We start from the raw sequence: 12,284 nt of genomic DNA on the forward strand, positions 1-12,284 counted from the left end.
ATACATCATCTAGGGGTCCAAGCGGGACTCTTGCACTACATGTAGTATCGAATTACAGTTCAAGCGGAACATCAGCGCGAGGCGGCCGGAGCGATCCGGCCACGGACGCCGCCCCCGCAGGCAAGGCCGTCACGGACAGAAAATCCCGTCCGGACCCGCCCGGCGAACACGCTGATACGACTGCTGGCAAGACCGATGATTCACCGCAAAAACGCTGTATCGAAGACTTCAACAAAGGGGACAGGGACCATGACCGTAACGGTTTACACGAAGCCGGCCTGTGTTCAGTGCAACGCAACCTACCGCGCGCTGGACAAGAAGGGCATCACCTATCAGAGTGTCGACATTTCCCAGGATGCCGAGGCGCTGGAACGCCTGAAGTCCCTGGGCTACCTGCAGGCGCCGGTCGTCGTCACGGACCGGGACCACTGGTCCGGCTTCCGTCCGGACAAGATTGAAGAACTGGCGCAGGGCCGCCGCCGTCGCTGTAGCCTGAAACGCCCCCGAAGCCGCTGGCAGGGGAAGGCCTGGCGGCCCAGGAAATCACATCAGTTGAGGTGACTCGAATGCCTGAACCGGCAATTATGGAGGAACCGTTGGCTGGGGAAACTGCCGGGACGGCAGCATCCATCACCAGAGCATCCAGCACCACGCACAGCAGTTTGATCTATTTTTCCTCCACCTCGGAGAACACCAAGCGCTTCGTCGACAAGCTCGGAGTCGACGCGGCGCGGATGCCGCTCCACCCGCGGGACGCACCGTTGGTGGCGCGGGAACCCTATGTGCTCGTGGTGCCCACCTATGGGGGCACTGGGGGAGAAGGATCCGTTCCCAAACAGGTCATCCGGTTTCTGAACGACCCGGGAAACCGGGAGCTGATCCGCGGAGTGATCGGCGCGGGAAACACAAATTTCGGGGACAACTACTGCATGGCGGGGGACATCATCGCCGCGAAGTGCCAGGTACCGCACCTGTACCGCTTCGAACTCATGGGGACGCCGGAAGACGTTGCCCGCGTACAACAAGGATTGGAAGAGTTTTGGACACGACTGTCTCAGACACAGCAGTAACTGAGGGCTCAGGCTCACACGCGCGCACCGCCGTCGCCGTCGGGAAGCAGGACAAGCCCGAGATGCCGGCCGCCTACAAGGGCCTTGGCTATCACGAACTCAACGCCATGCTCAACCTCTATGGCCCGAACGGTGAGATCCAGTTCGAAGCGGACCGCGAGGCTGCGCACCAGTACTTCCTGCAGCACGTGAACAACAACACCGTGTTCTTCCACGACCTCGAGGAAAAGCTCGACTACCTCGTCAAGAACGAGTACTACGAGCGCGAAACCCTCGACCAGTACACGATGAACTTCATCCGCGAGCTCTACAAGCGCGCCTACAAGAAGAAGTTCCGCTTCGAGACCTTCCTTGGCGCCTTCAAGTTCTACACCTCCTACACGCTGAAGACCTTCGACGGCAAGCGTTTCCTGGAGCGCTACGAGGACCGCGTCTGCATGGTGGCCCTGCACCTGGCGCGCGGCGATGAGCAGCTCGCCACCCAGATGATGGACGAGATCATCGAAGGCCGCTTCCAGCCGGCCACCCCCACGTTCCTGAACGCCGGCAAGCGCCAGCGCGGTGAGCTGGTCTCCTGCTTCCTGCTCCGCATCGAAGACAACATGGAGTCGATCGGCCGCTCCATCAACTCCGCGCTGCAGCTCTCCAAGCGCGGCGGCGGCGTCGCCTTCGCCCTGACCAACATCCGCGAGGTCGGCGCGCCGATCAAGCAGATCGAGAACCAGTCCTCCGGTGTGATCCCCGTGATGAAGCTCCTCGAGGACAGCTTCTCCTACGCCAACCAGCTCGGTGCCCGCCAGGGCGCCGGCGCGGTGTACCTGCACGCCCACCACCCGGACATCTACCGCTTCCTGGACACCAAGCGGGAGAACGCGGACGAGAAGATCCGGATCAAGACCCTCTCGCTCGGCGTTGTGATCCCGGACATCACCTTCGAGCTGGCCAAGAAGGATGAGGACATGTACCTGTTCTCGCCGTACGACGTCGAAAAGGTTTACGGCATGCCGTTCTCCGACGTCTCGGTCACCGAGAAGTACTACGAGATGGTCGACGACGCCCGGATCAAGAAGACCAAGATCAAGGCGCGTGAGTTCTTCCAGACCCTCGCCGAGATCCAGTTCGAATCCGGCTACCCGTACATCATGTTCGAGGACACCGTGAACCGGGCCAACCCGATCGACGGCAAGATCATCATGTCCAACCTGTGCTCGGAGATCCTCCAGGTCTCCCAGCCCACGACGTACCACGATGACCTGTCCTACGACCAGACCGGCAAGGACATCTCCTGCAACCTGGGTTCGCTGAACATTGCGAAGGCCATGGATTCGCCGGACTTCGGCCTGACCATCGAGACGGCCATCAGGACGCTCTCGGCCGTCTCGGACATGTCCAACATCACCTCGGTGCCCTCGATCGCCCGCGGCAACGACCAGTCCCACGCGATCGGCCTGGGACAGATGAACCTGCACGGGTACCTGGCCCGCGAGCGGGTCCACTACGGTTCCGAAGAGGGCCTGGACTTCACCAACATCTACTTCTACTCGGTGGTCTTCCACGCGATCCGGGCCTCGAACCTGCTCTCGATCCAGACCGGCCAGACGTTCGGCGGCTTCGAGAAGTCCAAGTACGCGTCCGGCGAGTTCTTCGACAAGTACACCGAGCAGGAATGGGTCCCGCAGACTGAGAAGGTTGCGGAGCTTTTCAAGAACATCCACATCCCCACCCAGGCTGACTGGCGCGAGCTGAAGGCTTCCGTCATGGAGCACGGCATCTACAACCAGAACCTGCAGGCTGTCCCGCCGACCGGCTCAATCTCCTACATCAACAACTCCACCTCCTCGATCCACCCGGTGGCGTCCAAGATTGAGATCCGCAAGGAAGGCAAGCTGGGCCGCGTGTACTACCCGGCGCCGTACCTGACGAACGACAACCTGGAGTACTACCAGGACGCTTACGAGATCGGCTTCGAGAAGGTCATCGACACATACGCCGCCGCGACGCAGCACGTGGACCAGGGCCTGTCCCTCACGCTGTTCTTCAAGGACACCGCCACCACGCGGGAAATCAACAAGGCCCAGATTTACGCCTGGAAGAAGGGCATCAAGACCATCTACTACATCCGTCTCCGCCAGCTCGCGCTGGAGGGCACGGAGGTGGAGGGTTGCGTTTCATGTGCCCTGTAACCGATATCGGTTGATTACGGCATAGGTACGACGGCGGGCGCCCGCCCGCCGTCGTACACAAGACTTAAAAGCTTGAGGAGCCATGCGACAACATGACTCCTCAATATGTCCCGGTAACGAGACAGTTCCAAGTTCAACCCTGGACTGTTGAGTTTACAGGAGTTCTCGGTCGTCCGTCGACGACCCTCCACCCGGGCATTGCACCCGGAAGGAGTTGATAGCCATGGCGACTGTACGACGTACGATTCGCCGCACTATCCGCGTCACGATCCGCCCCATGTAGGGCCGAACGTGTCCCACTCGTAGACTCGGCAGAGAGGAGGAAGCCGCTATGGCCAAGGGTTCATACCGCAGCGCCAAGACCGGCCGTTATGTCACGCCGAAGTACGGAAAGTCGCACCCGTCGACAACCGTAAAAGAGTCCAAGTAAGGCAGATGCAGTCTGCTCTTTGACGGATTGACATCTCCTCGCCAATGAGTGGGTCCATAGTTGTGGACCCACTCATTGGCGTAGTTTCTCTGGTGTGTTGCCTGAAAGTCGGGCGTGGACACCCCCCACTGCACAGGGATGTCGGTCAGATTCTGGCGACTTAGCGACTAGAATTGATAGCTGAACGCTGGACATTTTCCGGCGCGCTAACCATCAGGCGGAGGGAACCCTATGACCGAGAAGGTCAAGCTGCTGAGCCACGTTGAGGCCATCAACTGGAACCGTATCCAGGACGACAAGGACGTAGACGTCTGGAACCGCCTGGTCAACAACTTCTGGCTGCCCGAGAAGGTGCCGCTGTCCAACGACATCCAGTCGTGGGCGACGCTGACCCCGGACGAGCAGCAGCTCACCATGCGCGTCTTCGCTGGCCTGACCTTGCTGGACACCATCCAGGGCACCGTCGGCGCCGTGTCGCTGATTCCGGATGCGATCACCCCGCATGAAGAGGCCGTTTACACGAACATCGCGTTCATGGAGTCCGTGCACGCCAAGAGCTACTCCTCCATCTTCTCCACGCTGGCCTCCACCAAGGAGATCGACGAGGCCTTCCGTTGGTCCACCGAGAACGAGAACCTTCAGAAGAAGGCCCAGATCGTCATGGATTACTACCGCGGCGACGATCCGCTGAAGCGTAAGGTGGCCTCGACGCTGCTGGAGAGCTTCCTGTTCTACTCCGGCTTCTACCTGCCGATGTACTGGTCTTCGCGGGCCAAGCTGACGAACACGGCCGACCTGATCCGCCTCATCATCCGCGACGAGGCCGTGCACGGCTACTACATCGGCTACAAGTTCCAGAAGGGCCTGGAAGGCGCCTCCGAGGAGCGCAAGCAGGAAATCAAGGACTACACGTTCGAGCTGCTCTTCGAGCTGTACGAAAACGAAGTCCAGTACACGCATGACCTCTACGACTCCGTCGGCTTGGCTGAGGACGTCAAGAAGTTCCTGCACTACAACGCCAACAAGGCCCTCATGAACCTCGGCTACGAGGCCATGTTCCCGGCCTCCGTCACCGACGTGAATCCGGCGATCCTGTCGGCCCTGTCACCGAACGCGGACGAGAACCACGACTTCTTCTCGGGTTCCGGTTCTTCGTATGTGATTGGCAAGGCTGTTAACACTGAGGATGACGACTGGGACTTCTAGTCTCCTGTGAGATGTCGACCTAATTGGAATAACAGCTCCCTATTTTGAAGATACGCCTCGTCCAGTTGGAAGTCTTCCAGGTAGACCTGTTCCCAGGCCAGAGGCCATTTGCCGGTTCGAGCTGATTCCATCCAGGTTCGCTGGCTCGGGAGCACCTGGATCAAATCTATTGCCATACCCGTGCCGTCGCTGCCTTTTCGGAGCGTATCGAGGCGGTGTTTGAGTCCGTGTGTACGCGGGAGGCGGTGAGACGAATCCGGGAGTCTCGGTTCTGATGGGACTTTTTTGACTGTCCGGTTAGGGCATATCCCTGCCTGACGTCAGGTGAGTACCGATACTCGCGGCAAATTGGGATGTGTTGCGGCATTCCTGACACCTTGCCGTGAGGCTCTACGGGGTCACGCTGACACTCGCCGCGAGAAGGCCACCGGCAGAACGTACGAAGGCCGCCGGGAGCGATTCTGGCCGCTTTTTCTCGCTGCCTATCGAAGATAAGGCGGCCGTGGTAACTTCTGCTTGGATTAGGAGTTCCTCATGCGATTGCCTTCCAATCCGGCTCCTGATACCGCTTTCGAAAGCAGAGGCAACGATGGCAACTCTATTGATCTTCCATGAGGTCGACGACGTTGACCACTGGCTCAGCTCGCCGCGACGCCAGGAACTCTTCGGACCTATGGGAATGACTGTTCGAACCTTTGTCGACCCGGCGAAAACCAACCGCGTCGGCCTGATCATCGAAGTCCCGGACATGGATACGTTCCAGCGAATGATGGAATCCGAGGCAGCGGCCGACGCCATGAAATTCGACGGCGTACGCCCGGACACGATCCTGATGCTGGTCGAACCCGAGCCCAGCACCTGACCCGGGGACGTAGTGCTGGCGGGTCTTTTGAGGCGTGCAGCCGCTCATACCTGCAATCTTCCGCCGGAGGGCGGTTCGTTTGGCTGGCCCCGCGGGTCGTTCAGGTGGCTGGCCTGGCACGCCCAGAAACACCGCGGTTCCGGCCGGGGCCACCGAGGCAGAGTCGCGTGGAAACGCGACGAGTGCACATGGGACCATCCGGATTGTCCATGCCTGGCGCGAACGAACGACTGCTGCCGCAGAAATACGCGGTGAAGCGATGGTCCTCGGGACCAAGTGGCCTGTCCATCACATCTTCTCCTCCGTGTGAGAGATGCATCAGATGTACATCTAATGCTTGCGGATGTACATTTGATGCATGTCGACCATCAACATCACGGACGCGCGATCACACTTGCCGGAACTCATCGAAAAGGCCGAGTCCGAGCCGGTATTCATTGAACGCCGCGGACATCGGGCGGCGGTTCTACTATCGCCAGAGCGATATGAGCAGATGCTTGATGCTTTGGAAGAAGTCGAGGACATTGCGGCGTTCGATGCAGCAATGGCGGAAGAAGGCGGGAACATTCCCTGGGTACAAGTGAAGGCGGATCTGGGCTGGGCATGAGTCCCTACCGAATTGACCTAAGACCTGCGGCCATCCGCGCACTTAAGAAGATCCATCCCGAGGACAAAGAACGCATTCAAGGTGCGATCGCGCTCCTCGGCCAAGACCCGCGGCCGCCCAAAGCGATTGCCTTGAGCGGCCGTCCGGGTTATCGGGTCCGTGTAGGTGACTATCGGATCATCTACACGATCCAGGACGACGTTTTGCTCGTGGTTGTTGTCACCGTAGGGCATGGACGCGAAGTCTACGATAAGTAGCCGTCCACTTTCCCCCGGTCAGGACATCGATGGGCTCTGCCGGTTTGCCCTTTCCACGCCCCGGAGGATGAGTTCCCAAGACGCCATTCTGCCAAGTCGCCGAAGATGCCGGGGAGTCGGCAGGATGCTGGGCTAGGCTCATTTCTGTGATGAGTTCGCAGAACGGCAACGAACGCTATGTCGTTCGCCCGTGGTGGAAGGGCAGATCGCTGCCGTGGGCGGCATTAGCCGTTGTCTCCATCATCCTGACAGTCATCGCACTGGAACGGACAGCATTCCTAAACTACGCGCCGGAGCCTGCGTACATCGACCGGCTCCGCACGGGCCGGCTCTTCATGCTCGCCGGGTCTGCGACGTCGCTTGCGGCAGCCGTATGGTCGCAGGTCCGGGGTAACCCGCTTTGGGTGACGATCTGCGTGGCTGCGCCGGCGGCGCTGGTGGGCTTGGCAACGATGATCATGACGCCGCCGTCCCTGACTCCGCAGATCGCCGGTCTCTTCGCCATCCCGGCAGCCCTGGTCGGACTTGTCGGAGGTCTGCGGCCCCGGTCCGTCTATCGCCGTCGTTCCTAACGCCGATCCGACCGTACTCCGCCAACCTGGGCTCAAATCAGATTGACATTCCCACGGGGGTGGGTCTTCTCAGGGCTTGTGCTAGGAGGCGGAATCGGAGCTATGTTTCGCCGGCGGAGGACCAGCGACGTCGCCCTCCTCGTGCTCGCCCTTCTTGTTGCCGAACGGCAGCGCTTTCAGCAGCGGCTGCACGATAGCCATGACCAGGAGGCCCCAGATGAGTCCCAGGACAGCCGAGCTCAGGGTGTTCACGAGCCAGACCAGGAAGCCGCCCGCCACCGGGATCCCCGCCAAAGGAGCCTCGAGGACATGGACCACGTCATACGGCATGTGCCAACCGAGGTCGTAGGCTCCCTGCAGCATGATGTGCCCGCCCACCCACAGCATGGCGATCGTTCCGATAAGTGTGATGGCGGCCAGCACGGCGGGCATCCCCTTGACGAGCAGCTCGCCGACGCGCTGGGAGCCTGCGGAGTCCTTGGCGGCCAGGTGCAAGCCGATGTCGTCCATCTTGACGATGAGTGCGACGGCCCCGTAAACGAGCACCGTGATCAGGACCGCGACGACTACCAGGATGAGCGCCCGGACCAGCAAGGACTCATTGGCCACCTCATTCATCGAGATGACCATGATTTCGCAGGACAGGATGAAGTCGGTGGTGATGGCGCCCTTAGTGACCTTGGCCTCCGCCTCCGGGCCCCGGTCGACCGCCGGCGCCGCCTCCTCGGCCTCGTGGTGGCCGCGGAACTTGTGCCAGACTTTTTCGGCACCCTCGTAGCAGAGGTAGGTGCCGCCCGCCATGAGGATGAACGGGATGACCGCCGGGATGAAGGCGCTGATGAGCAGCAGCGCCGGCAGGATGATCAAAAGCTTGTTCCGGAGTGATCCCCAGAAGATCCGCTTGATCATTGGCAGTTCGCGGGACGGGTCCGCTCCGGAAACGTACTGCGGGGTGACGGCGGCGTCGTCGATGACCACGCCGGCGGCCTTGGCCCCAGCCTTCGCGGCTCCGGCAGCGACGTCGTCCACCGAGGCGGCCGCTATGCGGGCCAAGGCTGCGACGTCGTCCAGCAGGGCAACGAGACCGCCGCTCATAGCTCGCCCCCTTGCTGCTCGAGGGCGGACGGCTGGGCGTGGATGCCTCGGTCGAGGCGCGTGATGGGCATATTCGGATTATATGGTGTCGGAAGCCCGCCGATGGGAGTGGAGTGCTTTCACGGGGACGGCGGCAGCTGCACCGGCGGGCTGGGGCGCCTTGACCGCTTTGCTGCTGTCCTCTTACTTCCCGGCTGGCTCGTGGCTGAACAGGTCGCCGACCTGGCATTCGAGGACCTCGCACAGCGCCGTCAGGGTGGAGAAGCGGATCGCCTTGGCGCGGTCGTTCTTCAATACGCAAAGGTTCACCAGGCTCACGCCGACGCGGCGGCTCAGTTCGGTCAGGCTCATGCCGGCCGTTTCGCCCGCGGTCCGCTGGTTCGCACCGATCAGCTCGGCGATCCGGTTCCGCGCGATCGCATCCAGGGCCTGCCCGAGACTTCCGGCAGCGGCCAGGACCACCCCGCTGGCACCCACGATCCATACTGAGGCCGGGGTGAACAGGTTCTCGCCGAGGAGCCGGAGCGCGAGCAGGAACAGCAGCGCCATGACGGCCAGGAGGCTGACCTGGTTCAGGGCGGCGCCCCAGGCCAGCAGTGCGGCCTCGTTCCCGGGGAGGGCAGGGATCGTCGCCTCCATCGCGGTAAACAGTCCCGTCGCCCCGGCCTCCAGCCCTGTCGGGCCTTGCTGGACCGCCTGCAGCGGCAGGGTCAGGGTCACCGGCCCGGTAAACGTTTCGATGGTCCCGCCGCGCGCATGAGCGAAGTGCTCACCACCCGGCCGTGCCCGGGCCGCCCTTGAACGGACCAACGATCTGCCTGGTGATCCAGCCGCCGTAGAAGTCTCCCTCCTGGAAGGTCACCTGCTCGCCGTCGACCTCGCAGGAGTCCATGCGACCCGGGTAGAGGGCCACGCGGGTACGGAGCGCCTCGAAGCCCCGGGTGGGTTCCGGGTAGGTCCACCCGGCGCGGGGAGCGATGACTCCGCCGGCAACGACGTCGAAGTAGTGCGCTTGAACTCGCGGAAGCTGCTGCCCTCGACCGGTACGAGCACACCGGCAGCGAAGGCGTCCAACGGCAGTTAGTAGACAGGCGGATGACTCGTCTCGAGGACGCGCACCGCATCGGTGGTCTCGGCAATCACCTGCCCGCCAAGCCGCACGATGACCCGCTCCGAGCGCGGCTCCACCAGTGGCGGCCGCGGGTAGTCCCACACCGATTCTTGACCGGTTTTGGGCTTGATGGGCCGGGGACGCCGGAAGGTGAATTCGGCATGCTGGCCATCTCAATTCCGACGGAGTGTGGTCGAGTGGCTGAGCCCCGCGCGTGATAGGAAAAGGGATCAACCAAGAGAATCGTTTTCCTTCTTCATGTAATAGTCCACCCCGGTGTACCCGCCGTCGACGACGATGGACGCACCTGTAATGAAGGCTGCTTCTGGGCTTAGAAGAAATGCGACGACCTTGGCGATGTCTTCAGGAAGTCCGTTGCGTCCCAGCGGAGTGAGGCTTGCCGCTTCGTATGATTCTGCAGTGATGCCATTGTCGACCCAGCCTGGAGTCACGGCGTTGACCCGAACGCCGCGGGGCCCAAGGATGTTGGCGAGACTTCGCGTGACGGAAAGCAGAGCCGCCTTGCTGGCCGAGTAAGCGATGCTTTGGTAGGACCCGATGTAGGCGTCCGTGCTGGCTATGTTCACGATGCTGCCACCGGCGCCCATATGAGAGCCGAGCGCTTGAGCCAGGATCAGGGGTGCCGTGACGTTCACCTCGAGGGCTCTATCCCACGCGCCCAACGTGAATTCTTCGAAGCCTTCCTTTTCGAGGATCCCGGCGTTGTTGACCAGCGCGTCGAAGGAAAATTCTGTACGGATTTGGCGGGCGAACTCCCACGATGTGGACCTGTCTGTCATGTCGAACTGCCGTACCTCGACGCCGTGCGTGCGCCTCAGCTCCAGGGCTTCATCAAGACCTGTGTTGTACGTCGCAATCACCTTCCAGCCGCACTCTGCCAGATGTTCCGCGATCGCTCGCCCTATTCCACGTGCGCCGCCGGTAACCAAAACGGCAGGTTCGTTTGTCATCGCGAGGCCTCCATCAATTCGTGATCCGCTGTAGGGCGACGAATGATGCGCAGGGGCTCTTGCCGCCGGACGCCAAAATATAGCCGACTATTGGCGAGCATGTAAGTGCTTTCCGATTAGCCATTTCCAAGGAATCAAAGGGCGAGCGAGATGAAGATCCCGGCCACTGACTGCGGGGCCGCTCCTCCGGCGACGCCCCCTGAAAATCCTTTGCCAACGAACGAACGTGGGTATGGGACTACGGCATCGGCGACAGGATCGAAACGATAAAGTCCGACGACGGCGAGAACGGCCTGAGGTCCCACGTCGAGAAGGTCCCGGCCGGAACCAGACCGGCGGCGCCGACGTCGTCGAAATACGTCTCGAAGTCGTAGCCGCGGCCGGAACCGAAGCCAATCACCGCCCGGCCGTCCGGAGTCAGATACTCCCTGAACTGCTGCAGAACCTCGCGGGCCGTTCCCGGTGCCAGGAACGCCATGACGTTGCCGGCGCAGACAATCAGGTCAAACTTCTGGCCCGGCAGGTTGAGTTCGCTCAGATCGCCTACGTGCCAATCCACGGACGGGTGGTCTTTGTTGGCGGCGGCCACCAGCTCGGGGTCGAGGTCGACTCCCGTGACGTGGTGACCGAGCCGGGCAAGTTCCCCGCCCACCCGGCCGGGACCGCACCCGGCGTCGAGAATCCGCGCGGATCGCGGAACCAGCGCGTCAATGAGCCTGGACTCGCCGTGGAGATCCCTACCCTCCGCGCGCATCGCCTCGAACCGGGAGATGTACCAGGCGGAGTGGCCCGGATTTTCTTTCCTTTGGGCTTCCCACAGGCTTTCGCGTTTCATGGTTCCAAGTTACCTGAACCTCAGAATGCGTAGCGGATGCGGCAGTACGGCGTGATCTCTTCAATGAGCGAGGCCAGTTGCCGCACGTAGCCGGCCTTGGATCCGGCACGGTAGCGGACGTTGGTGAAGCCGTTGGACGAGACCTTGGATTCTTGGAGGTCCGGACGCCACAGCACGCTCTCGGCCTGCGGATGCCACCCCAGGTTGACCTCGTGGAGTCGCTCGTTGTGGGTCAGGAAGATGACTTCTGCCGCGAGCTGGGCCTTTGCGGTGGTTGTCAGGGTGGCATCGAGTTGGCGCAGCAGCTCCTCCCAGTCGCTGAGCCAGGTGTCCGTAATGATGACGGGGGAGAAGTTCACGTGCACCTCGTACCCGGCATCGACGAAGTCGTTGATTGCAGCCATGCGTTCAGCCACCGGCGAGGTCCGGACGTCGACCGACTTCGCCAACTCCCCGGGCATGAGGGAAAAACGGATCCGGGTGTGACCGCCGTGGTCCCAGCCGAGCATCGCCCGGTTAACGTACTTGGTGGCGAAGGACAGCTTGGCGGTTGGCAGGTCGCGGAAGAGCATCACGAGGTCTTCCACGTTGTCGCTAATCAGCGCGTCGACGGAGCAGTCGCTGTTTTCACCGACGTCGTAGACCCAGAGTTCCGGGTCGCACTGGTTGGGTTCGAGCTTCATGCCCTGGCGTCTGACGTGCCGCTCCAGCGCCCCGACGATCTGGTCGATGTTCGCGAACACGGTTACCGGGTTGCTGTATCCCTTGTGCCGGGGCACATAGCAATAGGCGCATGCCATGGCGCAGCCGTTCGCGGTGGAGGGCGCAATGAAGTCCGCGGACCGGCCGTTCGGCTTGACCGTCAGCGCTTTCTTGACGCCGAGGACCAGCGCCTCCGTCTTGATCCGGGACCAGCGCGGCACGTTCGTTTCATCACCGTGCACCTCAGGGATGTTCCAGTGGCTGTCGACAAGCACGACGTCGGCGTCCGGCCAGCGTTCGAGGATCTCCCTGCCTCTGGGAAGCTCCAGAGCAGCCGGCTGCGCATAGATGCGCCGGATCTGCAGCAGCCGGTTGAATTCCAT

At 61.8% G+C, this 12,284-nt stretch carries 12 protein-coding genes and 2 pseudogenes; 8 read left to right on the plus strand and 6 right to left on the minus strand.

Annotation, left to right across the window (positions count from 1 at the left end; all coding sequences use genetic code 11):
• Positions 1-249: 249 nt before the first annotated feature.
• The 8 genes and pseudogenes from nrdH to KY499_RS01155 form a co-directional block, all read left to right on the plus strand.
• Positions 250-468 (plus strand): annotated as a pseudogene (gene nrdH / locus KY499_RS01120) (glutaredoxin-like protein NrdH); the annotation flags it as partial.
• A gap of 98 nt (positions 469-566) precedes the next feature.
• Positions 567-1,070 carry a class Ib ribonucleoside-diphosphate reductase assembly flavoprotein NrdI gene (nrdI, locus tag KY499_RS01125; protein WP_375141106.1) on the plus strand — a complete coding sequence of 168 codons (504 nt, stop codon included), beginning with the start codon at positions 567-569 and terminating at the stop codon, positions 1,068-1,070.
• A 62-nt stretch (positions 1,071-1,132) separates the two neighbouring features.
• Complete coding sequence (nrdE, locus tag KY499_RS01130) at positions 1,133-3,253, plus strand: class 1b ribonucleoside-diphosphate reductase subunit alpha (protein WP_123255713.1); 2,121 nt, start codon at positions 1,133-1,135, stop codon at positions 3,251-3,253.
• 661 nt (positions 3,254-3,914) lie between these two features.
• Positions 3,915-4,889, plus strand: coding sequence for a class 1b ribonucleoside-diphosphate reductase subunit beta (gene nrdF / locus KY499_RS01135; protein WP_123255714.1), 975 nt, complete (start codon positions 3,915-3,917; stop codon positions 4,887-4,889).
• Between the two features lie 589 nt (positions 4,890-5,478).
• Complete coding sequence (locus tag KY499_RS01140; RefSeq protein ID WP_219886050.1) at positions 5,479-5,751, plus strand: hypothetical protein; 273 nt, start codon at positions 5,479-5,481, stop codon at positions 5,749-5,751.
• Positions 5,752-6,109: 358 nt separating this feature from the next.
• Positions 6,110-6,358, plus strand: a complete 249-nt coding sequence (locus tag KY499_RS01145) for a type II toxin-antitoxin system Phd/YefM family antitoxin (protein WP_219886051.1) — start codon at positions 6,110-6,112, stop codon at positions 6,356-6,358.
• Positions 6,355-6,615, plus strand: a complete 261-nt coding sequence (locus KY499_RS01150) for a type II toxin-antitoxin system RelE/ParE family toxin (protein WP_219886052.1) — start codon at positions 6,355-6,357, stop codon at positions 6,613-6,615. The genes KY499_RS01145 and KY499_RS01150 overlap by 4 nt, the downstream gene beginning before the upstream one ends.
• 149 nt (positions 6,616-6,764) lie before the next feature.
• Positions 6,765-7,187: a hypothetical protein gene (locus KY499_RS01155; RefSeq protein ID WP_219886053.1), complete on the plus strand. Its 423-nt coding sequence runs from the start codon at positions 6,765-6,767 to the stop codon at positions 7,185-7,187.
• An 81-nt stretch (positions 7,188-7,268) separates the two neighbouring features.
• Here KY499_RS01155 and KY499_RS01160 read toward each other — a convergent pair whose 3' ends face one another.
• The 6 genes and pseudogenes from KY499_RS01160 to KY499_RS01185 form a co-directional block, all read right to left on the minus strand.
• The gene (locus tag KY499_RS01160; RefSeq protein ID WP_219886054.1) at positions 7,269-8,282 is read right to left on the minus strand and encodes a DUF808 domain-containing protein; all 1,014 of its coding nucleotides are present in this window, start codon (positions 8,280-8,282) and stop codon (positions 7,269-7,271) included.
• 183 nt (positions 8,283-8,465) lie between these two features.
• The gene (locus tag KY499_RS01165) at positions 8,466-8,633 is read right to left on the minus strand and encodes a helix-turn-helix transcriptional regulator (RefSeq protein ID WP_219886880.1); all 168 of its coding nucleotides are present in this window, start codon (positions 8,631-8,633) and stop codon (positions 8,466-8,468) included.
• Between the two features lie 418 nt (positions 8,634-9,051).
• Positions 9,052-9,524 (minus strand): annotated as a pseudogene (locus KY499_RS01170) (DUF427 domain-containing protein).
• Between the two features lie 99 nt (positions 9,525-9,623).
• Positions 9,624-10,364, minus strand: coding sequence for an SDR family NAD(P)-dependent oxidoreductase (locus KY499_RS01175; protein WP_219886055.1), 741 nt, complete (start codon positions 10,362-10,364; stop codon positions 9,624-9,626).
• Between the two features lie 238 nt (positions 10,365-10,602).
• Positions 10,603-11,199 (minus strand): bifunctional 2-polyprenyl-6-hydroxyphenol methylase/3-demethylubiquinol 3-O-methyltransferase UbiG, encoded by a 597-nt coding sequence (locus tag KY499_RS01180; RefSeq protein WP_219886056.1) that lies wholly within the window; start codon positions 11,197-11,199, stop codon positions 10,603-10,605.
• A gap of 20 nt (positions 11,200-11,219) precedes the next feature.
• Entirely contained in the window at positions 11,220-12,284 is a 1,065-nt protein-coding gene (locus KY499_RS01185) for a spore photoproduct lyase family protein (RefSeq protein WP_219886057.1), read from the minus strand.

This window comes from Arthrobacter sp. PAMC25284, from assembly GCF_019443425.1.
Lineage (GTDB): Bacteria > Actinomycetota > Actinomycetes > Actinomycetales > Micrococcaceae > Arthrobacter > Arthrobacter oryzae_A.